The sequence below is a fragment of the Edaphosphingomonas fennica genome, from assembly GCF_003034225.1.
GTDB lineage: Bacteria > Pseudomonadota > Alphaproteobacteria > Sphingomonadales > Sphingomonadaceae > Sphingomonas_E > Sphingomonas_E fennica.
Window position 1 is genome coordinate 24,625 of sequence record NZ_PHHF01000023.1, and the last position, 24,543, is coordinate 49,167.

19 protein-coding genes and 1 pseudogene are annotated in these 24,543 nt (G+C 67.2%); 6 read left to right on the top strand and 14 right to left on the bottom strand.

Annotation, left to right across the window (positions count from 1 at the left end; translation table 11 throughout):
• Positions 1-9: 9 nt before the first annotated feature.
• The 7 genes and pseudogenes from benD to CV103_RS05380 form a co-directional block, all read right to left on the bottom strand.
• Complete coding sequence (gene benD / locus CV103_RS05350; RefSeq protein ID WP_107394208.1) at positions 10-795, bottom strand: benzoate diol dehydrogenase BenD; 786 nt, start codon at positions 793-795, stop codon at positions 10-12.
• A complete protein-coding gene (gene benC, locus CV103_RS05355) occupies positions 792-1,826 on the bottom strand; it encodes a benzoate 1,2-dioxygenase electron transfer component BenC (RefSeq protein ID WP_107394209.1) in 1,035 nt (344 codons plus the stop codon). The genes benD and benC overlap by 4 nt, the downstream gene beginning before the upstream one ends.
• Positions 1,827-1,849: 23 nt before the next feature.
• On the bottom strand, positions 1,850-2,338 hold the full coding sequence (benB, locus tag CV103_RS05360; RefSeq protein WP_070933002.1) for a benzoate 1,2-dioxygenase small subunit: 489 nt from the start codon (positions 2,336-2,338) through the stop codon (positions 1,850-1,852).
• A pseudogene (locus CV103_RS05365) lies at positions 2,335-3,704 on the bottom strand (Rieske 2Fe-2S domain-containing protein). The gene benB and the pseudogene CV103_RS05365 overlap by 4 nt, the downstream one beginning before the upstream one ends.
• Before the next feature lie 16 nt (positions 3,705-3,720).
• Complete coding sequence (gene catA / locus CV103_RS05370; RefSeq protein ID WP_107394210.1) at positions 3,721-4,641, bottom strand: catechol 1,2-dioxygenase; 921 nt, start codon at positions 4,639-4,641, stop codon at positions 3,721-3,723.
• A gap of 64 nt (positions 4,642-4,705) precedes the next feature.
• The gene (gene catC, locus CV103_RS05375; protein WP_015459708.1) at positions 4,706-4,996 is read right to left on the bottom strand and encodes a muconolactone Delta-isomerase; all 291 of its coding nucleotides are present in this window, start codon (positions 4,994-4,996) and stop codon (positions 4,706-4,708) included.
• 2 nt (positions 4,997-4,998) lie between these two features.
• Positions 4,999-6,165, bottom strand: a complete 1,167-nt coding sequence (locus CV103_RS05380) for a muconate/chloromuconate family cycloisomerase (protein ID WP_107394211.1) — start codon at positions 6,163-6,165, stop codon at positions 4,999-5,001.
• Between the two features lie 107 nt (positions 6,166-6,272).
• On the opposite strand from CV103_RS05380, the gene CV103_RS05385 reads away from it, so the two are divergent.
• From CV103_RS05385 to CV103_RS05395, 3 genes are all read left to right on the top strand, one after another.
• On the top strand, positions 6,273-7,229 hold the full coding sequence (locus tag CV103_RS05385; protein WP_015459710.1) for a LysR family transcriptional regulator: 957 nt from the start codon (positions 6,273-6,275) through the stop codon (positions 7,227-7,229).
• A gap of 238 nt (positions 7,230-7,467) precedes the next feature.
• The gene (locus CV103_RS22610; RefSeq protein ID WP_211314353.1) at positions 7,468-10,338 is read left to right on the top strand and encodes a patatin-like phospholipase family protein; all 2,871 of its coding nucleotides are present in this window, start codon (positions 7,468-7,470) and stop codon (positions 10,336-10,338) included.
• Between the two features lie 10 nt (positions 10,339-10,348).
• Entirely contained in the window at positions 10,349-11,011 is a 663-nt protein-coding gene (locus tag CV103_RS05395; RefSeq protein ID WP_107394213.1) for a hypothetical protein, read from the top strand.
• Between the two features lie 66 nt (positions 11,012-11,077).
• Here the strand turns inward: CV103_RS05395 and CV103_RS05400 are convergent, their stop codons facing one another.
• The 6 genes from CV103_RS05400 to CV103_RS05425 all read right to left on the bottom strand — a co-directional run bounded on the left by CV103_RS05400 (position 11,078) and on the right by CV103_RS05425 (position 18,964).
• Positions 11,078-12,565, bottom strand: a complete 1,488-nt coding sequence (locus CV103_RS05400) for an esterase-like activity of phytase family protein (protein WP_107394214.1) — start codon at positions 12,563-12,565, stop codon at positions 11,078-11,080.
• A complete protein-coding gene (locus CV103_RS05405; RefSeq protein WP_107394215.1) occupies positions 12,555-14,894 on the bottom strand; it encodes a TonB-dependent receptor in 2,340 nt (779 codons plus the stop codon). Before CV103_RS05405 ends, CV103_RS05400 begins: the two co-directional genes overlap by 11 nt.
• A gap of 266 nt (positions 14,895-15,160) precedes the next feature.
• Complete coding sequence (locus CV103_RS05410; RefSeq protein WP_107394216.1) at positions 15,161-15,580, bottom strand: hypothetical protein; 420 nt, start codon at positions 15,578-15,580, stop codon at positions 15,161-15,163.
• A gap of 86 nt (positions 15,581-15,666) precedes the next feature.
• Positions 15,667-17,304, bottom strand: coding sequence for a M28 family metallopeptidase (locus CV103_RS05415; RefSeq protein ID WP_107394217.1), 1,638 nt, complete (start codon positions 17,302-17,304; stop codon positions 15,667-15,669).
• A gap of 125 nt (positions 17,305-17,429) precedes the next feature.
• Positions 17,430-17,741 carry a PilZ domain-containing protein gene (locus tag CV103_RS05420; RefSeq protein ID WP_107394218.1) on the bottom strand — a complete coding sequence of 104 codons (312 nt, stop codon included), beginning with the start codon at positions 17,739-17,741 and terminating at the stop codon, positions 17,430-17,432.
• 164 nt (positions 17,742-17,905) lie between these two features.
• Positions 17,906-18,964 carry a GGDEF domain-containing protein gene (locus tag CV103_RS05425; RefSeq protein ID WP_015459718.1) on the bottom strand — a complete coding sequence of 353 codons (1,059 nt, stop codon included), beginning with the start codon at positions 18,962-18,964 and terminating at the stop codon, positions 17,906-17,908.
• 206 nt (positions 18,965-19,170) lie between these two features.
• Between CV103_RS05425 and CV103_RS05430 the strand changes: the two genes are divergently transcribed.
• Both CV103_RS05430 and CV103_RS05435 read left to right on the top strand, forming a co-directional pair.
• Positions 19,171-20,175: a threonine aldolase family protein gene (locus CV103_RS05430; RefSeq protein WP_107394219.1), complete on the top strand. Its 1,005-nt coding sequence runs from the start codon at positions 19,171-19,173 to the stop codon at positions 20,173-20,175.
• The gene (locus CV103_RS05435; protein WP_107394220.1) at positions 20,172-21,089 is read left to right on the top strand and encodes a DMT family transporter; all 918 of its coding nucleotides are present in this window, start codon (positions 20,172-20,174) and stop codon (positions 21,087-21,089) included. The genes CV103_RS05430 and CV103_RS05435 overlap by 4 nt, the downstream gene beginning before the upstream one ends.
• Here the strand turns inward: CV103_RS05435 and CV103_RS05440 are convergent.
• Positions 20,999-21,829, bottom strand: a complete 831-nt coding sequence (locus CV103_RS05440) for a Rossmann-fold NAD(P)-binding domain-containing protein (RefSeq protein WP_107394221.1) — start codon at positions 21,827-21,829, stop codon at positions 20,999-21,001. The genes CV103_RS05435 and CV103_RS05440 overlap by 91 nt on opposite strands.
• 98 nt (positions 21,830-21,927) lie before the next feature.
• Here CV103_RS05440 and pepN point away from each other — a divergent pair, with 98 nt between their 5' ends.
• Positions 21,928-24,528 carry an aminopeptidase N gene (gene pepN, locus CV103_RS05445; protein ID WP_070935534.1) on the top strand — a complete coding sequence of 867 codons (2,601 nt, stop codon included), beginning with the start codon at positions 21,928-21,930 and terminating at the stop codon, positions 24,526-24,528.
• Positions 24,529-24,543 lie beyond the last annotated feature (15 nt).

The window sequence follows — 24,543 nt, forward strand, 5'->3', positions numbered from 1 at the left end:
CTCGTCCGCCTAGCCGAGGTCGCCGCCGGCCACGGGCAGGGTGCTGCCGGTAATGTACGATGCTTCGTCGGACGCGAGGAAAAGGATGGGCGCCACCTGTTCGGCCAGCGTGGCATAGCGCTTGAGGAAAGCGGATTCCGTCACCTGCCGGACGACATCGGCCATCCAGGCCTGCTCTTCGGGCGTATCGCCTTCGGCGTTGCGGGGGATGCGGCGGGGCGGGGCCTGCGTGCCGCCGGGGGCGGTGGCGACGACGCGGATGCCGCGATCGGCATATTCCATCGCCAGGCTCTGGGTGACGGCGTTGATGCCGCCCTTGGCCGCCGAATAGGGCACGCGGTGGATGCCGCGCGTGGCATTGGACGAAACGTTGACGATCGTGCCGCGCCCGGCTTCCAGCATCGCCGGCAGCGCGGCACGGCAGCACCAGAGCGTCGGCATCAGCGAACGCCGGATCTCCGCCTCGATCTGTTCCGGCTCGAAGGCGGCGAAGGGGCGCATGCGGATGGCCCCGCCGACATTGTTGACGAGGATGTCGATCCGGCCGAAGCGTTCGACGGCGGCCGCCATGGCGGTGGCGGCGCCGTCGAACGTCTCGAGGTCCGCACGGACCGCAAGCGCTTCGCCGCCGCTGGCGAGGATCGTGCGCGCCACCTCGTCGACCAGTTCGGCGCGATCGACCAGCACGGGCCGCGCGCCTTCGGCGGCCGCGCGGATCGCGACTTCCGCGCCGATGCCCTGGGCCGCTCCGGTGACGACCATCACCTTGCCCGCGAAGCGCCCCCGGAAGGTCATGCCGCCAGCGCCTCGGCCTGCGCGGGGACGAACTTCTCATAATAGAGGTTGGCGACGGTGACGCCGCACGACGCGACATGGGCGCGCACGGCCTCCACCATTTCCGGCGGACCGCAGAGATAGATGTCGGCATCGCCGCCGTTCAGGTCCGCCGCGCCGAAATGATCGGTGACGTGGCCGGTGAGCGGGTGATCGCTGCCGGCGCCCGAGCAGGTGGTGGCGAAGGTGAAGCCGGGGATGCGGGCGGCCAGCGCCTCGATCCGTTCCATCTCGACAAGATCGGCGGCGTCGTGCGCGCCGTAGAGCAGCCGCACGGCGTGGCCGTTGGCGCCCTTCGCGGCAAGATCCTCCAGCATCGACAGGATCGGCGCGATGCCGGTGCCGCCGGCCAGCATCAGCATCGGCCGCCTGGGTTCGCGCAGATAGAAACTGCCAAGCGGGCCGTTGAGGATCAGCCGGTCGCCGGTCGCGGCGCGCTTGCCCAGATAATCCCCCATCCTGCCGCCTTGGATGTTGCGGATGAGGAAGGTCGCGACCTCCGCGCCGGGGGCGGAGCTGAACGAATAGGAGCGCTGCGCCCCGCCGCTGCCGGGAACGGCGAAGTTCACATATTGGCCGGGCAGGAAGGCGGGCAGGCCGGCATCCGTCGCCTTGATCGACACGCGCACCCGGTGGGGCGAAAGCCGTTCGATCGCGACCAGTTCCACCGCGATATCCGCCGGCTTGACCTTGCAGGCGGACGACGGCACCGGCACGGCGATCACGCAATCCGACGAAGGCACCATCTGGCAGGTGAGGACCAGGCCTTCCTCCGCCTCCTCGGCGGTGAGCGCATCGTCGATATAATCGTCGCCCAGATCATAATCGCCCTGTTCGGCGCGGCACTTGCAGGTGCCGCACACGCCGTCCGAACAGTCCATCGGCAGGTTGATCTTGTTGCGATAGGCGGCATCCAGCACCTTTTCGCCGGCATTGCAGTCGATGAAGCGCGTGGCGCCGTCTTCGAAGTTGAGGGCGATGCGGAACGTCATGATCTCTCTCCGTCAGGTCATCTTCAGATGTGGTAGATGTCGATGACCTGGTGAATGTAGTCGTTCTTGAGCACGACCTTCTTGGCGGTGATCAGCGGCCGATCGCCGCGGGTGTCGACGGTGTAGAAGGAGGTGCCGAAGAAGCTGCTGGTTTCCTTGTAGCGGTGGCTGAGCGTGTGCCAGTTGAAGCGCACGTCCACCTCGCCGTCGCGTTCGTCCACGATCTCGACATTGGCGATGAAGTGGCAGGTGCGCGGTTCCGGCGTGCTGGCGCCGGACCGTTCCGTCTTGATGCGGAAGACGCGATCCTCCAGCCCGTCGCGGTTGCAGTAATAGATCAGCGACACCTGGCTCTGGGGATCGTCGACCAGCTGGTCGTCATCGTCCCAGGCGGGCATCCAGAAGCTGGCCGTGGGCGAATAGCAGGTCAGCCATTCGTCCCATTCGCGATCGTCGAGCAGGCGCGCCTCGCGATGGAGGAAGGCCGTGATCGTTTCGAGGGTGGCGCTCATGCAGCGGCTCCTTCCGGCGCGCGGGCGGGTTCCCGCCCTTCCTCGCGCGCGATCGCGGTCGTCAGCGCTTCCGCCCAATATTCATGCTGGCGGACGAACAGGCCCTCATCCTCGCTGCGTTCGCCGCTGAGCAGCGGGGCGAGGCCCACGGCGCGGGCATTGTCGTCCGGGCCGTCGATCCAGCGCATCGCGCCGCGGCTCAGATCGTTCCACTGGGTCGCCGCGCCGGCATAGCCGGTCTGGCAGGCGCGGAATTCCTCGAGATCGTCCGGCGTGCCCATGCCGCTGACGTTGAAGAAATCCTCATATTGCCGGATGCGCAGCGTGCGATCGGCGGCGCTCTCGCCCTTGGGCGCGAAGCAGTAGATGGTCACTTCCGTCTGGTCGACGCCGAGCGGGCGGACGACGCGGATCTGGGTGGAGAATTGATCCATCAGATAGACGTTCGGATAGACGCAGAGATTGCGGGTCTGGCCGATGATGTGATCGGCGCGATCCTTGCCCAGCCGTGCCTCCAGCTCCGCGCGATGCGCATGGACGGGGCGGACCTCGGGATTGAGGAGCTCCGTCCAGAGCAGGATGTGGCCGTTCTCGAAGGCGTAGACGCCGCCCACGCTCTTCGACCAGCCGTTGGCGTCGACGGTGCGGGTGCCTTCGGCCTCGTAATTGCGGCGGCCCATGGTGGCCGAATAGTTCCAGTGAACCGAGGAGACGTGATAGCCGTCCGCCCCGTTTTCGATCTGGAGCTTCCAGTTGGCGTCGTAGATGTAGGAGGAGTTGCCGCGCAGCACCTCCAGCCCATCGGGCGCCTGATCGACGATCTGGTCGACCACCGCGCGCGCGCCGCCCAGAAATTCCTCCAGCCGGGCGACATCGGCGTTGAGGCTGCCGAACAGGAAGCCGCGATAATTGGCGAAGCGGGCGACGGGCGTGAGATCGTGCGAGCCATCGCGGTTGAACGACGGCGGATATTCGCCGGTCTTGCCGTCCTTCACCTTCAGCAGCTTGCCGGCGTTGCTGAACGTCCAGCCATGGAAGGGGCAGGTGAAGCTGCCCTTGTTGCCATGCTTGCGCCGGCACAGCATCGCGCCGCGATGCGCGCAGGCGTTGATGAAGGCGTTGAGATCGCCGCCCTTGTCCCGCGTGATGACGACGGGCTTACGGCCGATCCAGGTCGTGAAATAATCGTTGGGCTCGGGGATCTGGCTTCATGCGCCAGATACACCCAATTCCCCTCGAAGATGTGCTTCATCTCCAGATCGAACAGGGCTTCGTCGGTGAAGATGTCGCGGCGGCAGCGGAAGACGCCGTTTTCCTTGTCGTCGACGACCGCGCTGTTGATGCGGCCAATGATATCGGCAGCCATCGTCCCTGCTCCCGGTTCAGGCCGCCAGCGCGCGGGCGCGGGTAGAGGCGTCCTCTTCCCCGGTGGCCGTGGCGGCGTGCAGTTCGAAATCGAACTCGATCTCGGCAAAGGGGCCTTCGACGCCGTATTTCGCGCCGAGGTTGCTGCTGGTCGCGCGGTGGACCGGCGGGATGAGCTCGTCGCGGGTCGCATAGGCGAAGTCGTCGTGCAGATAGGGATCGCCGTCGATGTTGATCTGCGTCGTCAGGTGGCGATGGTGATCGGACGAGACGAAGAAGTGGATATGGGCCGGCCGGTTGCCGTGGCGGCCGATGGCGCTCAGGATCGCCTCGGTCGATCCGCCGGCGGGGCAGGCATAGCCGACCGGCACGATCGAGCGCACCGCATAGCGGCCCTCGGCATCGGTGATGACGGTGCGGCGGAGGTTGTAGTCGCTCTGGCTCTTGTCGAAATAGCTGTAGTTGCCGAGCGTGTTGGCGTGCCAGATTTCCACCTTCGCGCCGACGAGCGGCCGGCCGTTCACGTCGCGGACCTGGCCGTGGAGGATCAGCACCTCGGCCTTGTCGTCCTCGCTGCCGTCGTCCATGCGGGCGAAGCCGGTCGATTCCGGGGCGCCCGCCACATAGAGCGGGCCTTCGATCGTGCGGGGCGTGCCGCCGGTGGCGGCATCGGCGGCGTCGGCGCGGAGATCGAGATAGCGTTCCAGCCCGAGGCCCGCCGCCCACAGCCCGAATTCCGGCGCGCCGGCGATCGCGAAGTTCAGCGCCGCCCAGAATTCGTCATCGCTGACGGAAAATTCGTCGATGGTGGCGAAAAGATCGCCGACGATGCGGCGGACGATGGCCTTGATGCGCGGATCGCCCGTGGCCTGATCCCCGCCGCTCAGCTTTTCGAGCAGGTCCTGGACGGCAGGGGTATCAACGAAACGTTCGGTCATGTCTTGCTCTCCTGGCGCTTTGGGCTCGGTTCTTGGCGCGCCTCTTCTGCGTGTGGATCAGGGCTCAGCGATCGTCCTGATGGATGGAGGAAGGGTGCCGGCACAGCGGCGTGACGGCGATGTCCATGAACGGGAACAGCGGCAGGGTGCTCACCAGATCATGCAGTTCCTGGGCGTCGGCCACGTCGAAGATGCTGACGTTGGAATATTGGCCGGCGATGCGCCACAGGTGGCGCCACTTGCCCTGCTTCTGCAGGGCCTGCGCCCGTTCCCGTTCCACGCGCTTCAGCTCATCGGCGCGGATCGGATCGAGATCGTGGGGAATGTTTACATCCATGCGGACGTGGAAAAGCATGATCAGCCTCTTGCAGCCTGGGGGGCGGTGCCGCCGTGGAAGGATTTGCGGTCCGCGTCGCGCCGGAAGAAGGCGACGCGATCCATGTCGAGCGAGACGCCGAGGCCGGGGCCGTCCGGCACCTGGAGTGCGAAATCGGCATAGCGAAGCGGCTCGGCCAGGATTTCCTCGGTGACGAGAAGGGGGCCGAACAGCTCGGTCTGGAAGGCGAGCCTGGGGAAGGTCGCGAACACATGGGCGGAGGCGGCGGTGGCGATGCCGACTTCCAGCATCGTGCCGCCATAGAGCGCGATCCCCGCCGCGTCGGCGATGGCGCCGACCTTGCACGCGGCATGGAGCCCGCCGGATTGCTGGATCTTCACCGCGAACACGTCGGCGGCGGCGGATGCCGCATAATCGAAGGCGCTGCTGGGGCCGATCAGCGCCTCATCGGCCATGATCGGGATGATATGGGCCTGGGCGAGGCGGGCCATGGCGTAGCGGGCATGGGCGGCGACGGGCTGTTCGACGAGATCGCAGCCGGCATCCTGCAGCAGGGCGATGCCACGCGATGCGCTGGCCTCATCCCATGCCTGGTTCACGTCCACCCGCACGCTGGCGCGATCGCCCAGCGCCTTCTTGATCGTGGCGACGTGGGCGACGTCGTCCTCGACGCTGCGCTTGCCGATCTTGAGCTTGAAGATGTTGTGGCGGCGAAGCTCGAGCATCTGCTCGGCCTCGGCGATATCCTGCCGGGTATTGCCGCTGGCGAGCGTCCAGGCGACGGGCAGGCTGTCGCGCCGGCGGCCGCCCAGCAGTTCCGATACCGGCACGCCCAGCCGCTGGCCCATCGCATCGAGCAGCGCCGTTTCCACCGCGCATTTGGCGAAATGATTGCCGACGATCGCCTTGCCCAGCATGTCCATGATCAGCGCGGGGCGCGCGGCATCGGCCTTTAGCAGCAGCGGCGCGAAATAGGTATCGATGGCGAGCTTGATGCCTTCGGGGCTTTCCGGGCCGTAGCTGAGGCCGCCGATGGTGGTCGCCTCGCCGGTGCCGATCACGCCGTCCGCGCAGTGGATGCGGACGAAGACGGCGGTCTGGCGCATCATCGTCGCCATCGAAAGGATGTGCGGCCGGATGGTCGGCAAGTCTACCAGAAAGGTATCTATGGACTCGATTGCAGGCATCTCTCATCCGATCAGCGCGGCTCGATCCGCTTGCGTCGGGGATATGCCTTGTGGCTGGCGCTGGGAAAGATTAAGTGGGTCCGACCCTATACCCTGGGAGTATAGCCGTGGATATCCGGCAGCTTCGTTATTTCCTGGCGGTGGCGGCCGAACGCAATTTCAGCCGCGCGGCCGAACGGCTCAACATGGCGCAGCCGCCGCTCAGCCGGCAGATCCAGCAGATCGAGCAGGAAGTGGGCGCGCAACTGTTCGATCGGGAAAGCCGGCCGATGGCGCTCACCGATGCCGGTCGCCTCTTCTATGAGCAGGCGATCCAGGTGACGCGCCGCATGGACGAGATGAAGGAGGCGATGCGCGCCTTCGTCACCTCCAACCGGCCGCGCTTCCTGGTGGGGTTCGTGCCGTCGGTGCTCTACGCCCGCCTGCCGGACATCATCCGCAGCTTTCGGCGGGCCGCGCCCGATGTCGACCTGCGGCTGATCGAGATGATGAGCATCGAGCAGATCGCCGCGCTGAAGGAAGGCCGCATCGACGTGGGCTTCGGCCGCGTCCGCTTCGACGATCCGGCGCTGGAGCGCGAGGTGCTGCGCGAGGAGCCGATGGTGGTTGCCCTGCCGATCGGCCACCGCCTGCTGGCGGGCGAGCGGCCGATCGATATCGCCGATCTCGCCGACGAGGCGGTGATCGTCTATCCGCGCGAACCGCGGCCGAGTTATGCCGATCAGGTGCTGTCGCTGCTCAACGATCATGGCGTGGTGCCGCAGGCGGTGCACGAGGTGCGCGAGCTTCAGACCGCGCTGGGGCTGGTGGCGGCGGAGGACGGCGTGTGCATCGTGCCAGCGGCGGTGCACATGATGGGCCGGCGCGACGTGATATTCCGCGAACTGGTGCAGCGCGCGGTTTCCCCGATCATCATCAGCCATCGCAGGGACGATCCGTCGCCGCATCTGGCGACGATGATGCGCGTGGTGGCGGAACTGTATCGCGACTGGGGATGGCCGATGCCCACCGGGCTGATGCGCCGTCTGGCGGCCGGAACCGGGGAGGGGGCCGACTGGGGATGACGATCCCCAACCCGGCCCCGAATCCGGCGCCGTCGCTGATTATATTTGACTCCGGTTGCGGATCGCTGGCTCAATTGCGCCTCAAGCGGCGTCACAAAAGAGACCGGGCGGCAGGCGCATTTTCTGGGCGACGTGCCGGCCAGGCGAGTGCGATGCGGATCGATCATGCAATCGTCCACCGGAATCCGGAAGCCGGCGCGGCATGATCCGATCCCGGGATTCCGTGGGGGAGGACGCATTGGAGAACGACCCGCAAGCCGCCGAGGCATTGGCCAATGGCGCGCCGGCTTCGCCTGAACCGAAACGCACGCGGCGCCCACGCGGAGCATCGGGCGCCGTCGATCCGGCCCCCGATCAGGGAAACATCGCGGCTGAGCCGGCGGAACCGGTGCAGGGGCCGGTCGACGATCAGCCCTTCAACATCTTGCGCGCGGCGGAGCGCAAGCGGATCGACGACCGGCGCAAGGGCTTCAAAACGCCGATCGATCTGGATGCGCCCGTCACCGGCCTCGCCCTGTCGGGCGGCGGAATCCGAAGTGCGACATTCAGCCTCGGCTTCCTCCAGGCCTTGAGCGCCTACGGGCTCATTCCCCGGATCGACTATATCTCGACGGTCTCGGGCGGCAGCTATATCGGCAGCTTCTTCGGGGCGCTGTTCGTGCCCGAGACCCATCGCGGCAATGGGGAGCGATCCGGCAAGGCGCTGGCCTTCGATCCCGCAAGGCCCCTGCAGAGCCCCGCCGGCCGCGAAGCCGTCCGGCGCCTGCGGGAAGCAGGCCGCTATCTGACGCCGGGCGGCACGAGCGACGCCTTCTTCGGTGCCGCGCTCGTGCTCCGCAACTGGGCGGCCGTCCATTTCGTGTTCGGTATGGTCGCCTTACTGCTCTTCTGGCTGGTGCGCCTCGCCGATCAGTGGATCGCAACCGACACGCATGGGTGGAGCCCGACGCTCGTCCGGCTCACCATCGCCGCCGCCGGCACCGTCCTGGCGGCGGGCACGTCCTACTGGTTGACCCGGCGCGAATGGATCCCCGGCAATCGCTTCAAGCGCGCGGCCAGCAACGGCTTCTTCTGGGCGATGGTGGTCGCGGCGGCCTATTTCAGCGCGGCGTGGTGGCAGCCGTGCGTCATCGGCATCCTTCCGCGGCTGCCCGGCGGGGAATGGCTTGCCGCAAGCCTCCGTGGCCTGGGCAGCTGGATGCTCCCCGCGACGTTCCTGCCGGGGTTCGCCGCCTGCGTGCTCGTTGCGGCCCTCGTCCTCTACATGGTGATGGAGGCCCTTCATGGCGGCGTCGAGCACAGGCCGATCGCGCGCGATGCCGATGCCGCGACCCGAAAGGCGAAGCGCGCCAACGACCTCAGAAATCCGCAATATCTGATTGCAGCCGAAGATCGGGTTCGCACGGCGCTCAGCAATGTCATGACGAAGGCGTTGATGGCCCTTGTCGCGATCGCCGCGCTTCTTTTGATCGTTCGCTTCGGCGATCTGGTGATCGCCCGCCTGCTCAAGGCATTCGAGAATTGGGAAAGTGGTGGGCCCAGCCTTCCCGACCTTGCGCAGCTATGGCCGCTCCTTACCGCCATCGTTCCGCCGATCATGAGCTATCTTGCGAGCACGCGGCTCAAATCCGGGTCCGGGCAGGTCGGCAACAATTGGCTCGAGCAGCGATTGCCGACGATCGTGGCGATCGCCGGCCTCAGCCTGCTCATGCTGTGGCTGGTGATCTGGAGCGCGGCCGCGGCGTGGGGCTTTGGCGCCCTGAAAGCCTCCGGGGTCGAGCCTGTCACGCTGTTCGGGCGCGAATGGAGCCCCGCTTGCGTCGTGGCGCTGCTCCTCGTCGTCGCCAACATCGTGCTGGGGATGTCGTTTTCCTTCATCAACCTCTCGTCGCTTTCGACATTCTACGCCGCGCGCCTCCGTCGTGCCTATGTGGGCGCCTCAAGCGCAGGGCGCGAAGCCGGATCGGTGCGGAGCGACAATCCCCAGGATACCATCCGGCTCGAACGCTATTATTCCGGGGGCGCTACAAATCTGGTGCCGCTCCACCTGATCAACGTCACCATCGCCGAGACGATGACCGGGGATTCCAATCTCGTGGCGCGGGACCGCAAGGGCAAGCCGATGCACTTGTCGCCCAAGGGCATCGTCTATGAAGGCTCCCACCCCGGCACGGCCATGGTCGGCCGCACGGGCGCCTTCCCCTTGCAGTTTGGCGAGGAGCTGCCGCTTGCCAACTGGGTGGCCATTTCCGGTGCGGCGGTATCCGCGGCGATCGGTTCGGGAACCTCGCTCGGGACCTCGATTCTGGCGACGCTCGGCAATGTGCGGCTTGGCTATTGGTGGAAGGCCAGGCGCGCGCGCAAGCGGCCGTCCCCTTGGCAGCGCCTTCGCGACGCTTCGGTCGGGATGCGAAGCCTGCTGGCGAACCGGGACGCCGCGCGCGCGTCTCTGGCGACGTGGGGCCAAAGCCTTCCCAATAGTCTGCGCGACTTCGTCCAGAATTATCTGCTGCTCGAACTGCGCGGCGCCTTCGCCGGGACCAGACGCAGGCGCTGGTATCTGACGGATGGCGGACATTTCGAGAATACGGGCGCCTATGCGCTTCTGCAGCGCCGTGTCGCCTTCATCATCATCTGCGACAATGGCGCGGACCCCCGGTATGAAATGGCGGACATGGTCCGGCTGATGGGCCGCGCGCGGACCGACCTCGGTGCCAGGATACGCTTTCTCACCTCGGCGCAGATCAAGGAGAAGCTTGGCCAGGATACGGATCTTGCAGACATGATCGGGGAGTTTGCCGACCTGTCGAAGACCGCTGAAGCCAAGTCCGTGGCCGCCATCGCGCACATCGATTATGACGACGGCAGCACCGGCACGCTGCTCCTGGTCAAGCCGCGGCTGACCATGGCTGAGCCGCCTGAAATCCTGGCCTATCAGGCAGGGGCGGGGCATCGCGATTTCCCCCAGCAGACGACCGCCGACCAGTTTTTCGACGAGGCGCAATGGGAGGCCTATCGCAGGCTTGGCGAACTGATCGGCGAAAAGCTCTTTGAGCCCGCGCCGACCTCCGACAAGCCCGGCTGGCGGCCGTCGTCCATGACGCCCTGAGGAGATGGGGATGGAGACCGAATTCCAGATCATGCTGGACCAGCTGGGCGTCACGTTCGGCGAACGGACGCAGGCGGTCTACGCCCGAAAATTCGGCACCGACTGGCGCGAGGAAGAGCATGTGACCGGTTCGCTGCTCGCCCTCGTCGAATATGAGGCGGAGAATTTCGCCGCGACGCAACCGGGCTTCGGGCTGTCCCTCACCGTCAAGCTCACGAAGCGCACCGACGAACATGAAAACGGGACGGATGCGCTCATCCGCTTTTCCTGCGACGCGGAGGAATGGCAGCTCCAGACCTTCCTGCTGCTCCAGGCCAAACGGCACGATGCGGGCCGGCCGATGTCGGGTGGCGACCATGCGAGGCTCCAGCGCCAGCTTCGGAACATGCTGCGCTATACGCCGGAGAGCTTCGTGCTGATCTACACGTCCGACGGACGAATATTGCTGGTGCCCGCCGTGGCGGCGCAGGCGCTCCGGTCGCGAGACCTCTCCCACGTCAATGCGATAGAATGGCCGCGCTTCTGGTCCGGGCTCCTGCGGGGCCGCTGCGGCGATCCGGTGGTGGAGCGCGTGCCGGGCGAGGGCCGCGACTGGAGCCCGGCCTATGAGCTCAGCATTCACGCCACCCTGAACCGCGAGCTGCCGCTGGCTGCCTCGGTGGAGACGATGTGAGGAGCGGCTTTTTGTTGCGCCGGACGATCAGTCTCCTCAGGGCGCTGAGATAGAGCGTTACCCCGGCTACCGGGATCGCGCCTGCGGGAGCGGGGCCGGCAGGCTCAGGCGATAGACCAGTATCCGGCTGTCATTGTCGAGGCTCGAGTCGCAGGACTGGCCGGACATGCGGCAGCGCCGCGCGATGAAGTCGTTGTCGTTGCCGACGAGCAGGAAATAGTCGTCCGGACGATCGGGCTCCAATGTCGGAACAAGGTCCATCGCCTCCCATTTCTCGGACAGCGCCTCGACGCTCAACCCGAAGCGCGCGAGCTGTGCGGGATTGAGCATGTTCACCAGCTCGATCCGCTCGGCCGGGACGATGTCGGGCCGCAGCGCGGTGCCGGCCGGGTCCTGCAGCACCGATGCCGTGCCGGTTTCATATTCGGTGCCGGCGAGATTGGTCGCGCCCGTCACGTCCACCAGCAGGATGCTCTTGTAGACGATGGGCGCCGAGCCTGCCGCGCCCAGCCCGGCGCCATCGCGCGCGAGCATCAGGAAGCTGTGGGCGTCGATCGCGCGGATTTCGCTCTGCGCGGCGGTGCGATTGGGGGCGCGGCCATCGCCGGCGTCATTATAGGCCGGCAGCTGCATCACATAGTGGGCGACGGGCTGCGCCGGTGTCGGCGTGCCGGTGACGTCGTAGGCGAGCACGCGTATGCCGGTGCGGCCGGCGGCATTGCCGGTGGCGCTGTCCTGCATCAGCGCGCTCTGCAGCGCCACGAACAGCGTCCGGCCATCGGGCGACAGGGACATGCCTTCCGGGCCCTGGTTGTTGCGGCGCCCCGTATCCGGGGCCTGTAGCGAGCCGAAATAAGGGCGTCCGTCGCGGCTCGGCGCCACCGCCGGGGGCGGCTGGATCAAGCCCCGCAATTGGCCGCGCCGGTCGAAATAGTAGATGTTGGCGGTATATTCGTCGCCGATGTAGAAGCCGCCGTCGCGCGTGAATTGCAGCGACTCCGCGTCCAGCGACACCTTGCCGCTGCCGATCCCGCTGGCCGGCGCCGGCAGGAGCAGGCCGCGCTCTGTCAGCATGCCCGTGCCCGGATCGGCTCCGGTGAAGCGCCGCCCGCGAAAGTCGCGCAGCTCGAGCCCGCCATCGGGCGCGATGTCGAGCCGGCCATCGCCCGGCGTGAAGCGGATGCGAAAACGCTCGAGCCGGGCCGGATAGTCGAAGAAGAGATTGGCGCCGGGATCGTTGCGCCCCCGGTCCGGCAGCGTCCAGAGGATGCCTTCATAATGATCGCCGACGCGCTTCCAGCTGCCGGGCGCGATCTGCAGCGAGGAGAAGGAGCCGAGCGTGTCGCCGAGAAAATCGACCGTTCCCGCCGGCAGCCGGCCGGCGCCAACCAGTCCCCGGTTGATGAAGGTCCGGCCGTTCAGCGAAACGCTCCGCGCGGCGGCGGCATGATCCAGATGGGGGCGGGTAACGGGCTCTTCCCCGCCGGCGAAGGCGGGGAAGGCCGTGACGAGCCAATAGAGGGCCAGCGCGACGCGCAGCGGTTTAGAACCCAATGCTGAGCGTCCCGAAGGCCTGCCGCGGCGCCGACGAGTGGAACACCAGGATGGTGCCGGCCGCATCGTCGGGCGCGAACACGCTGCTGTCGAAGTTCGAGGCATAGCGCTTGTTGGTCAGATTGGTGATGTTCAGCGACAGCTTCGCGCCCTTCAGCGCGCCGAGCGTGCCGAAGTCGTAACCGAGGCCGAGGTCGAACGTGGTGTAGCCGCCAAAGCTCTGGTCGTTGGTGTAGGTGTAGTAGCGCCGGCCGGTATATTTGCCCTGCAGCGAGGCGGAGAAGCCGCCCTGCTTTACGGTCAGCACGCTGGCGAACATCTCCTTCGGCGTATCCACCTGCTGCTTGCCCGCCGTGGCCTTCACCACGCAGGTGGCCGTGCACCAGTTGAGGTCGTCATCGTAGGTGGACTTGTTGTAGGAGGCCGAATTGTACCAGTTCAGCCAGGGCAGCGGCTTCCAGAGCACGCCGAGTTCCACGCCCTTGCTGGTGACGCTGCCGGCATTGTGGAAGGAGTTGCCGCAACCCGGATTTTGCTGCTGGTTCGTCGGGCAGGGATTATATTGCAGCAGGCGGTTGTCGAAATCCACCCAATAGCCGCTCAACGCAACCTGCAGTGGGCCGGTGACAAAGCGATAGCCGCCCTCGAAGCTTCTCGACGTCTCGGGCTTCAGGGTCTTGCCCTGCACATCCCAGACGGCTTGCGAAACCGACTGCGGACCGAGTTTGAAGCCGCCCTGATACATCGCCATATTCTCGGCATAGCTTGCGAACAGCTCGTGCTGGGGCGCGACCTGCCAGTGCACGCCTACCTGCGGCAGGAAATAATCCTTGGCCGTCAGAGATCCTGTCGCGAACTGGCTGGATGCCGGCGGCGGCGTCTTGGCGATGCCGTTCTGGGCCTCGGCATCCGATTTCGAGTAGGTGCCCTTGAACCCGAAATCGATGCTCAGCGCCTCATCGAACAGCTTCACCGTATCCTGGACGTAGAACTGCCGCGTCTTCCACTTGGTTTCCTGCACCCACTGGGCGGTATCCGGCTGGCCTTTCAGGAAATGCGCCAGGCTGAAGGGGCCCGTGACGTTGGTCCAGATATAGCGCGCGGCGCTGCTGGTATTGTCCTCCAGCCAGAAGCCGGCCTGGAAATGATTGAAGCCGACGTCCCAATTCAGGCTTGCAAGCGCGCCGGTGCGGTCGATGGTGTAGCGCGTGTCGCGGATCTGGACCGGCACGTCGTCATCGGTGGCCGGCGTGCCCTGCTTGGACCAGCCGACGATCCAGTTGTTGCCGGCTCCCTTGTCCTCATGATGATATACCTGCACCCGCGCGGTGATGGATTTGGTGATGTCGAAATCCCCGGCGACGTAGAACAGGTCGTCGTTGCGCAGGATCTGGCCGTTGGTGAAGGTGACGTCGGAATTCTTCTGCGGCGACGGCGCGGGGACGCACTTGTCCGGCGCGGTCGGCCCGGTCACGCCGCAATAGGCCACGCCGAGATAGGATTGCCAATCGGGCGCATAGCCGCCCCAATCCCAGCCGAGACGGCCGAGCATCTCCTTCGACAGATAGGCATCGTCGGCCTGGTTGGTGCGCGAAAAGTCCGCGAAGGCGGTGATCGTGCCGCCGGTGAATTCGTATTTCAGCTTGCCGTTGAATTGCTTGCCCGTGGACTTGTTCCAGGCGCGCTGGTTCACGAACAGGTCCTGTTCGCTATATTGGCCGGAGAGATAGGCCGAGAAACCGCCGTGCTCGCCCGTGTCGAAGCGCACGAAGGTGCGCAACGCATCCTCGCTGCCGAATGTCTGGCTGACCGCCAGCCCCATGTCCTGATGCGGATCGCTGCTGATGTAGGTCAGCGCGCCGCCGAGGTTGCTGGTCGAAGCGATGCCGAGGCCGGCGATGCCGGTCGCGAGATCGGCGCGGCCGAGATTTTCGGAGATCAGCGCGCGGCTGATGGTGAGGCCGTTATAGTTGTTATAGGCGCCGTCGCCGAGCGGCATGCCGTCGAGCGTGTAGCCGAGGTGCGTGGTGTTGAAACCGCGCACCTGGAGCGACAGCGACTGTTCGTTGACGCCCAGTGCGTCGATCGACTGCGCCATCACGCCCGGCAGGAAGTTCAGCGCCTTCTGCACGCTGGTGCCGGGCGGCAGCACCTCGAGGTTCGACGGCACCAGGGTTGAAACCGAACGGGTCTGCCCGCTGCCGACGACGACGATATCCCCGGCTTCGCTGCTGTCCGCCTCACCGGGCGCGGCGGCCTGCGCCTCCGCCGGCGCGAGCACCGAAAAACTGGCGGCAACCGCCAACGTGACAACGGACTTTTGCAACATTCGCGCCCCCTTTGTACCGAAAAGCGCCGCGTCAACTTGTGGCCGCGGCGCTGGCTGGTTTCTGGAGCGCGCCTATTTCATGCGTTGATGACGCTTTCGCTACAATTCAGAAATAAAAGGGCAAAACTTCACTATCCGGCGTCCGGCGGTTGGCCGGCGCCTGCCTTGGAGCGATGGCCTTGGGGCCGGGCGCCGCTTTCCGTCCCTCCGCACGTGCGGCCCCCGGCCGTCCGCATGGCGGCCGGCGGGCTTTCCCTCCCCCGCCGTCAGGGGGCGGGATCGGGCGGGTTGTGCTTTTCGCCGTTCAGCGGAATCACGATCATGGCGGAGAATTCGGCCTTGTCCGCCGTGAAGCCGATGCCGAGCGACTGGGTTTCCGATCGGCGCAGCAACACCCGATCCTCCCCCGCCCAATAAAGGCCCCGAACCTTGATGTTCCCGACATTCTGGATCGAAAGGAGCTTGTTGTTCCTGTCGACGACGATGAGCCGCCGTTCATTGTCATGAAGGGCGACCATGGCGATCCGGTCGCCGGACGGGGAGATGGCCGCGCGCTCGAAACCGGGCAGCTTGCCGTAGAGCGAAAGCGGCGGCGGGGCGGCGCCCGCCGCCCATCCGCGATCGGCGCCCGCCATCGCCACGACCGCCAGCAACAGCCGGCCCAGCTTCGCGTATATCCCCATCATGTCCCCCCTGACGGAAGGAGGACTAAGGGAGAGCGAAGATATTTTGAAGTGGGTTTACTATCCCTAACGGCGAAAGATCAGACGGATCATCTTCCGTTCGTCCGTTCGCGGACGGCGCGGAATTCGGATGTCGGGGACCAATGCGGCCAGCGGGTCGAATTGGCGAGGCTGCCGGCGACGTCGCGGACCAGCGCGATATCCTGCGCGGCGCCGCTGAGGTTCCATTCCGGTGTCCAGCGGTCGCAGGTCTGGTGGTAGCAGGCCATATAGGCCTTGAGCCATGCCTCGCCGGCGGTGCGGCCGCCTTCCACCAGATCGGGGGCGCCGCTGATCGCCATCAGCAACAGGGTCGGCACGCCGCGCCGGGCGAGCGGGAAATGATCGGCGCGGTAGAAGAGGCCGCGTTCGGGCAGCGCCTCGGGCGTCACGCTGCGGCCCTGGGCGGTGGCGGCCCGCGCCAGATCGGCCTCGAGATCGTTCTGGCCCTGGCCGACGAGCAGCACATCGCGCGAGAGGCCGGCCGTCTGGAGGATATCGAGGGTGAAGTTCGCCACTGTCTTTTCCGCCGGATAGACCGGATCGACGGCATAGGCTTCCGATCCCAGCAACCCGCGTTCCTCCGCCGTCCAGAAGCCGAAGACGAGGCTGCGATAGGGCCGGGGGCCCTGCGCGAATCCGCGCGCGAGTTCGATGAGGCCGGCAACGCCGAGCGCGTCGTCATTGGCGCCGGGGCGGACGGTGCGCCCTTCGGCATCGGGCGCGCCGACGCCATAGGCATCCCAGTGCGCGCCGAACATGACGACCTCGTCCGGCCGCGTCTTGCCAGGCAGGCGGGCGAGGACGTTGCGGCTCTGCATCCTGCTGAACGTCACCGGCAGGCTGGCGCTGTAGCGGACGCCCTTCAGCTCGACGGGCGCGAAATCGGCGCGGCGGGCGCGGAGGCGGAGATCGGCGAGATCGAGGCCCGCGCGGCGGAACAGATCGGTGGCGGCATCGCCTTCGATCCAGCCCTGCAGGAGAACACGCTCCTCCGGGTTCGCGCGCTGGATGTCGTAATTCTCCCCGCCCGGCGCCACCACCGTGTTCCAGCCATAGCCGGCGCCGGGGGTGTCGTGGACGATCAGGGCCGCGATCGCGCCCCGTCGGGCCGCCTCCTCGAACTTGTAGGTCCAGCGGCCATAATAGGTCATCCGCGTGCCGCCGAACCTGCCGGCCACGGCTTCGCCGGGCTTCGCCTCGAAATCGGGATCGTTGATGAGGAAGACGGCGACCTTGCCCTTGAGGTCCACGCCCTTGAAATCGTCCCAGCCCTGTTCGGGCGCGGAGACGCCGTAGCCGACGAACACCATCGGCGCATCGGCGATGGCGACGCGATCGACCGGGCGAACCGTGCTGACATAGATGCTGCTGCCCTGCACGAACGGCACGGCCTGGCCCGCGACGGTGGCCTGCATGGTGCCGCCGGCGCCGATCTGGGTGCGGACGAGCGGCACGGGCTGGATCCAGCTTCCGTCGCGACCGCCGGGCTCGAGGCCGAGGGCCTTCAGCCGGGCGACGAGATAATCGACCGTCTTGGTTTCCCCGGCGGTGCCGGGCGCGCGGCCTTCGAACGCATCGGAAGCGAGGACCTTGACGGTTTCGGCGAGCCTTTCGGGAGAGATCGGCTCCGCCGCGCCGGCCGGCATAGCACCCGTCGCGAACAGAAAAGCGGCCGCGCCCAGCATGGCATGTTTCACGCGCAATCTCCGAATGAAGCTCTATCCGGTCCGCCTAATGCGCGGCCGGCCGCATCGCAACCATGGTGCGGCGGCCTGTGACGGAAGGGGCTATGTCGAAGATCGGTGCGCCGTCAGTCCGACCAGCGGGCGAGCGGCGTGACCACGGCGGCGACGAGATCGGCGGGGATGGGCGCATCGAAGGCGACGCCCAGCCGGCGGCCTTCGGCGCGAACGACGGTGCCGCGCGTGCGCAGGCTGCCGCGCGTGATGACGATGGAGGTGCCGGTTTCGATAGGAGTGGGGCAGGAGACGAGGGCGCCGCCTTCCGAAATGTCCAGCAGCACGCCGCTCGACGCGCCGAACGGCGTATCGAGATGCGCCGAGAGCAGCACGCGATAGCGGCCGTGCCGGCGATCATATTTCGCGAAAGATTGCTTATCCATAGCGGCCGCTGCCGTATCCATCGCTGCTCCGTCCCCCCAAAGACTGGCCATGGCGGTTCTATTCTACGCCTTATTATAGAGGAAGGAAGCTAAAGGTGGATTAACCGTGCGTTCGCCACTGTGTTCCAGCCAGGTTCTTGGAGGGCATATTTCGAAACATGTCCTCAATCCGCGACGCGCACGCAATTGCGGCCGTCGCGTTTCGCCCGATAGAGGGCGGCGTCCGCGCTCTTGAGCGTGGAGGAGGGGCCTTTCCGGCTTTCCATCGCGGCGACGCCCGCCGAAAAGGTGAGCCGGCCGATCGGGCGGCCCGTTTCCGCGACCTTGAATTCGCGCGCCGCGATTTCCCGCCGCACGGCATCGACATGGCGGGCGGCTTCGGCGGCGGTCATGTTCTCGAACAGGATCACGAATTCCTCGCCGCCATAGCGTGCGACGAAAAGCTGTTCCGATGCGCCGCGCGCCAACGCCCCGGCCATATATTTGATCACCTTGTCGCCAAGCTGGTGGCCGTGGTGATCGTTCACCGCCTTGAACGCATCGATATCGCAGATGGCGAGGGCGAGCGGCGTGCCGCGCTTGCGGGCGGTGTCGAACGCCTGCCGCATGCGGTTTTCCAGCGCGCGCCGGTTGGGCAGGCCGGTGAGCGCGTCGGTCTCGGCCGTCTGGCGCGCCTCGTCCAGGCTGCGGCGCAGGATCGATACCTGTTCGGAGGTGCGGCGCAATTCCACGCCGACGCTCCGCGTCTTGTCGATCATGCCGCGCGTGAGGTCCAGCAGCGCCACCAGCACGTCGCCGCGCAGGCCGCCTTCGAGCATGGAGACGTTGCGGGCGAGGGCATCGCCATAATCGAGCGCGTCGCGGCCCGAACGATCGGCGAGCGCCGCGATTGCCTGCAGCCGGCGCTGGGCCTCGTCCGCCAGCCGGCGGAGCTGGGCGGCGGAGACCGCCGTCTGCCGCTGCGCGGCGATGCTGGCGGCCATGGCGGGATTGAGCCGGCCATAGCGTGCGATCGCCTCGTCCACGGCGGTGACGAGCCGCTTGTCCCCGGAGGTGAGATAGCGGTGGAACAGCTCATAATGGGCGGGCGAAGGGTCCAGCCCATTGGCTTCCAGCAGCGCGCCGATCCGCGCGAAAAGGGTGCCGCCGGCGGGCGCCTCATCGGAGCCGTCATTCGCCGCCTGCCCCGTTCCTGGCGGGCTTTCCTGCGATAATGCGTGCATCAGTTCCTGCCCGTGACCAAGCCCGCGCCCTGCCAGGGCACATGCCGAACGAGACTTTCTAGACGCAAAATCGTCAACAGGGCGCTAACCGACCGAAAATTATGGAACCGGCATCCGGGCGCCGCCGCCACGCCGCATCGAAAGCGCATTCCCGGACCGCCACTTAGCGGATTGACCGGCGGCCCGGCCCGGCCGAAAGACGCGGCATGCGTTTCTTCTCCGACAATGCCGCCCCTGTTTCCGATGCCGTGCTGGCCGCGATGGCGGCGGCCAACGCGGCGGACGCCGCCTATGACGGCGATGCGCTGAGCCGCCGGCTGGACGATGCGTTCAGCGATCTTTTCGAAACGCGGGTCGCGGCGCTCTGGGTGGCGACGGGGACGGCGGCGAATTCGCTGGCGCTGGGCGCGCTCTGCCCGCCGTGGCGCGGCGTCGTCTGCCATCGCGACGCGCATATCAACAATGACGAGGCGGGCGCGCCGGAATTCTTCACCCACGGCGCCAAGCTGATGCCGGCGGAGGGCGACGGCGCGAAACTGACGCCGGAGGCGATAGCTGCGGTGATCGATCTGATCGCCGACGATGTGCACCGGGTGCAGCCGGCGGCGATATCGATCACCAACGCCACCGAATATGGGCTGGTCTATACGCCGGACGAGGTGGCCGCGATCGGCGCGCTCGCCCGTGCGCGGGGGCTGGGCCTGCACATGGACGGCGCGCGCTTCGCCAATGCCGTCGCCTCCGTCGGCTGCGCGCCGGCCGACGTGACGTGGCGGGCGGGCGTGGACGTGCTGAGCTTCGGCTTCGTCAAGAATGGCGGCATGTCCGCCGAGGCGCTCGTCTTCTTCGGGCCGGAACTGGCGGCCGAGGTCGCGATACGGCGCAAGCGGGCAGGGCATCTTCTTTCCAAGGGGCGCTATCTGGCGGCGCAGATCCACGCCCTGCTGGCGGACGATCTGTGGCTGGCGCACGGACGGGCGGCCAATGATGCCGCCGCGCGTATCGCCAGGGGCGCGGGCGCGGCGCGGCTGGTTCACCCGGTGCAGGCCAACGAGATATTCGTGCGGCTGAGCGAGGCGGAGGCCGCGGCCTTGAGGGCGCAGGGCTTCGGCTTTCATGACTGGGCGCCGGGCGAGGCGCGGTTCGTGACGAGCTGGAACCAGGCGGAAGGCGAGGTGGACGCGCTCGCCGCCGCGCTCGCCGCGCTGTGAGCGAGGCGCCGCTCAGCCCCGCCACCCAGGCCCGGGTGTTCCTGCCGCTGGCGGTGGTGACGCTGGTGTGGAGCTCCACCTGGCTGGTGATCCGCGACCAGATCGCGCTGGTGCCGCCCACATGGTCCGTCGCCTATCGCTTCGCGGTGGGGGCCATGGCGATGATGGCCTATGCCGCCGTCACGAAGCAGACATTGCGGCTGACGCGCGAGGGCTGGCGGATGGCCATCGCGGTGGGGATCACCCAGTTCGTCCTCAACTTCAACTTCGTCTACCGCGCCGAACATTATGTGACGTCGGGGCTGGTGGCGGTGGTGTTCGCCCTGCTGGTCGTCCCCAACGCCATATTGGGCCGGATATTCCTGGGGCAGGGGTTGAGCGGGCGGTTCGTCGCCGGATCGGTGGTGGCGGGGTTGGGCATCGCCATGCTGTTCATCCACGAGCTTGCGGCCGGCGGCGCCGGCCAGGCGGCGGTGGCGGCAGGCATCGGCTTCACCCTGATGGCGATCATGAGCGCGTCCACCGCCAACGTCCTGCAGGCCACAGAGACGGCCAAGCGGCAGCCGATGGTGGCGGTGCTGGCCTGGGCGATGGCGATCGGATCGGGCCTGAACATGCTGATCGCGCTGGCCACCGTCGGCCCGCCCACGTTCGATCCCCGGCCGGCTTATGCGCTGGGCACGCTCTATCTGGGGGTGATCGGATCGGCGCTCACCTTCCCGCTCTATTTCGGGGTGGTCCGCGCGATCGGGCCGGCGCGGGCGGCTTATTCCAGCGTGGTGATCCCGGTGCTGGCCATGGGGCTTTCCACCATCTTCGAAGGCTATCGCTGGAGCGCGCTGCCCGCGGCCGGCGGGCTGCTGACGCTGGCGGGGCTGGTGATCGCGCTCAAGGCGCGCAGCCCGGCCCGATAATCGGGGAAGGCCGGCCGCCAGCCGAGCAGCCGCTTCGCCTTGCCGTTCGCCACCCGGCGGCTTTCGGCATAGAAAGCGCGCGCGGCCGGCGACAGGCCGGCCTGATCCAAAGTCAGGAGCGGCGGCAGCGGGCGGCCCAGCAGAGCGCACGCATATTCGACGACGGCGTTCTGGGGGACGGGCAGGTCGTCCGCGATATTGTAGATGCCGGCCGGGCCGCGATCCATGCTGGCGACGAGGGCCGACGCGATATCGGCGACATGGATGCGGCTGAAGATCTGGCCGGGAAGCGCGATGCGATGGGCCTGGCCGGCGGCCACGCGATCGAGCGCGGAGCGGCCGGGGCCGTAGATGCCGGGCAGGCGGAAGATGCGGGTTTCGGCATGGAGCGCGCGCCATGCCGCATCCGCCGCCGACCGCGCCGTTCGCCGTCCGCCGCCGGTGGGCGCGCTTTCATCCACCCAGGCGCCGCCGCTGTCGCCATAGACGCCGGTGGAGGAAAGATAGCCGATCCAGCCCGCCGGGGCCTGGGCCAGCGCATCGCCGTGGCGGGCGAGCACCGGATCGGCATCCCCGTCCGGCGGGACGGTGGAGAGGATGTGGGTGGCCGCCGCGATCGCGGCGCCGGCATCGCCGATCCCGTCGCGGCCGACCATCGTGATGGACCAGCCGCGCGGCGCGAGGGCGGCTGCGACATGGCGGGCGGTATAGCCGGGGCCGAAGATCAGCAGGCGGGACATGGATGGTCCTTGGCCCGTTTCCCGGCCGGCAGGCAAGCGGGCGTTTCGGTGCCGGTGAAGGCTGGCATCGGCGGGCGGCACGGCGTAAACCTATGGACATGCTCGATGCCCAGAACGCCGCCGCGGCGCCGCCGCCCGTCATCCACCGCGAGGATTACCGGCCGCCCGATTGGCTGGTGCCCGATATCGCGCTGGATTTCACGCTCGATCCCGCTGCCACGCGGGTGAAGGCGCGGTTGAGCGTGACCCGCAACGGCGTGCATCAGCGGCCGCTCAGGCTGGACGGCGACGGGCTGACGCCGGTCGCGGTGCGCATCGATGGCGAGCCGCAGGCCGATGCCTGGCGGATGGACGGCCCGGCGCTGCTGATCGACCTGCCCGGCGACGCGCATGAGATCGAGACCGAGGTGGAGATCGCGCCCGAGGCCAATTCCCAGCTGATGGGGCTTTATGCCTCGGGTGGGAACCTGTGCACCCAGTGCGAGCCGGAGGGCTTCCGCCGCATCACCTTCTTCCCCGACCGGCCGGACGTGCTGAGCCGCTATGTCGTGCGGATGGAGGCGGACAAGGCGCGCTATCCGGTGCTGCTTTCCAATGGCGACCGCACCGGCGGCGGCGATCTGCCCGGCGGGCGGCACTGGGCGGAATGGCGCGATCCCTTCTTCAAGCCGACCTATCTCTTCGCGCTGGTGGCGGCCGACCTCGTCGCCAACCGCGACAGCTTCGCCACCCGATCGGGCAAGCAGGTGGAGCTTGCCATCTGGGTGAAGCCGGACGATCTGCCGCGCACCGAACATGCCATGGCCGCGCTGAAGGCATCGATGGCCTGGGACGAGAAGGTCTATGGCCGCGAATATGACCTTGGCGAATTCAACATCGTCGCGGTCGCCGACTTCAACTTCGGTGCGATGGAGAACAAAAGCCTCAACATCTTCAATTCGCGCTACATCCTGGCCGATCCCGATACGGCGACGGACGTGGATTACGACAATGTCGCGGGCGTGGTGGCGCACGAATATTTCCACAACTGGTCCGGCAACCGCGTCACCTGCCGGGACTGGTTCCAGCTTTCGCTGAAGGAAGGCTTCACCGTCTTCCGCGACCAGAGCTTCTCCGCCGATCAGGGATCGGCCGCGGTGAAGCGGATCGAGGACGTCCGCGCGCTCCGTGCCGCGCAATTCCCCGAGGATGCCGGCCCGCTGGCCCATCCGATCCGGCCCGAAAGCTATATCGAGATTTCGAACTTCTACACGGCGACCGTCTACAACAAGGGCGCCGAGGTGATCCGCATGCTCCACACCATATTGGGGCCGGAGAAGTTCCGCGCGGGTTCGGACCTCTATTTCGAGCGGCATGACGGGCAGGCGGCGACCTGCGAGGATTTCGTGACCGCGATGGAGGACGCATCCGGCGTCGACCTCACCCGGTTCCGCCTGTGGTATTCGCAGGCCGGCACGCCCCGCGTGCGGGCGACGCTGACGCACGAGCCGGCCGGCGGACAGGCGCGGCTGACCCTGGAGCAGGAAGTGCCGCCGACGCCGGGGCAGCCCGCCAAGCAGCCGATGCCGATCCCGCTGCGCGTGGCGCTTTACGGCGAGATGACCGGCGAGGTCTTCGGCGGCGAGCGGCTGGTGATGCTGGAGGACCAGCATCAGGAGATATTGTTCGAGGGCATCGGCGAGCGGCCCATCCTGTCGATCAATCGCGGCTTTTCCGCGCCGGTGACGGTGGTTTCCGAACGATCGGCCGCCGACCTCGCCTTCCTTTCCGCGCGCGACGACGATCCCTTCGCCCGATATGAGGCGATGCAGCAGCTGATGGTGGATACGCTGGTGGGCGCCGTCGCCAGGGGATCGGCGGATCACCGGCCGGTGATCGATGCCGTGCAGGATACGCTGCGCAATTCGGCGCTGGACGCGGCCTTCATCGCCGAGGCGGTGCTGCTGCCGAGCGAATCCTTCATCGGCGACCAGATGGCGAAGGTCGATCCCGTCGCCATCCATGCCGCGCGCGAGGCGCTGCGCCGCGACCTGGGGCAGGAACTGGAGGACGAATGGCGCGCCTCCTACGCCAAGACCCACGCCAACCGTTACGAATATACGCCGGCGGCCAAGGGGCTGCGGCGGCTGAAGACGGTGGCGCTGGGCTATCTGGCGGCGAGCGGCGCGGAGGATGCGGCGATCATCGCCCATCGCCAGTTCCGCGATGCCGACAACATGACCGACCGGCAGGGCGCGCTGGCGACGCTGGCCAACAGCCCCTGGCCCGAGCGGGACGAGGCGCTGGCGGCCTTTTACGATCGCTATCGCGACAACGGCCTCGTCATCGACAAATGGTTCACGACGCAGGCACTGTCCACCCGCGACGATACGGTCGACGCGGTGGAGAAGCTGGCGAAGCACCCCGATTTCACCCTGGCCAACCCCAATCGCATCCGCGCGCTGGTGGGGGCCTTCTCGGTGAACCAGAAGGCGTTCAACGACGCATCCGGGCGTGGATACCGCTTCCTGGCCGATATGGTGCTGGCGGTGGACAAGCTGAACCCGCAGACGGCGGCGAAGCTGGTGCCGCCGCTGGGCCGCTGGCGGCGGTTCGACGAGGGCCGCGCCGCGCTGATGCGCAAGGAACTGGAACGGATCGTGGCGACACCGGGGCTGTCGAAGGACGTGTTCGAGCAGGCGTCCAAGAGCCTCGGCTGACCGGACGGCCGCCGG

Coding starts and splice junctions, on each gene's coding strand:
- benD (WP_107394208.1), bottom strand. CDS start 795: ATGACCTTCCGGGGGCGCTTCGCGGGCAAGGTGATGGTCGTCACCGGA.
- benC (WP_107394209.1), bottom strand. CDS start 1,826: ATGACGTTCCGCATCGCCCTCAACTTCGAAGACGGCGCCACGCGCTTC.
- benB (WP_070933002.1), bottom strand. CDS start 2,338: ATGAGCGCCACCCTCGAAACGATCACGGCCTTCCTCCATCGCGAGGCG.
- catA (WP_107394210.1), bottom strand. CDS start 4,641: ATGACCGAACGTTTCGTTGATACCCCTGCCGTCCAGGACCTGCTCGAA.
- catC (WP_015459708.1), bottom strand. CDS start 4,996: ATGCTTTTCCACGTCCGCATGGATGTAAACATTCCCCACGATCTCGAT.
- CV103_RS05380 (WP_107394211.1), bottom strand. CDS start 6,165: ATGCCTGCAATCGAGTCCATAGATACCTTTCTGGTAGACTTGCCGACC.
- CV103_RS05395 (WP_107394213.1), top strand. CDS start 10,349: ATGGAGACCGAATTCCAGATCATGCTGGACCAGCTGGGCGTCACGTTC.
- CV103_RS05405 (WP_107394215.1), bottom strand. CDS start 14,894: ATGTTGCAAAAGTCCGTTGTCACGTTGGCGGTTGCCGCCAGTTTTTCG.
- CV103_RS05410 (WP_107394216.1), bottom strand. CDS start 15,580: ATGATGGGGATATACGCGAAGCTGGGCCGGCTGTTGCTGGCGGTCGTG.
- CV103_RS05415 (WP_107394217.1), bottom strand. CDS start 17,304: ATGCTGGGCGCGGCCGCTTTTCTGTTCGCGACGGGTGCTATGCCGGCC.
- CV103_RS05420 (WP_107394218.1), bottom strand. CDS start 17,741: ATGGATAAGCAATCTTTCGCGAAATATGATCGCCGGCACGGCCGCTAT.
- CV103_RS05425 (WP_015459718.1), bottom strand. CDS start 18,964: ATGCACGCATTATCGCAGGAAAGCCCGCCAGGAACGGGGCAGGCGGCG.
- CV103_RS05430 (WP_107394219.1), top strand. CDS start 19,171: ATGCGTTTCTTCTCCGACAATGCCGCCCCTGTTTCCGATGCCGTGCTG.
- CV103_RS05440 (WP_107394221.1), bottom strand. CDS start 21,829: ATGTCCCGCCTGCTGATCTTCGGCCCCGGCTATACCGCCCGCCATGTC.
- pepN (WP_070935534.1), top strand. CDS start 21,928: ATGCTCGATGCCCAGAACGCCGCCGCGGCGCCGCCGCCCGTCATCCAC.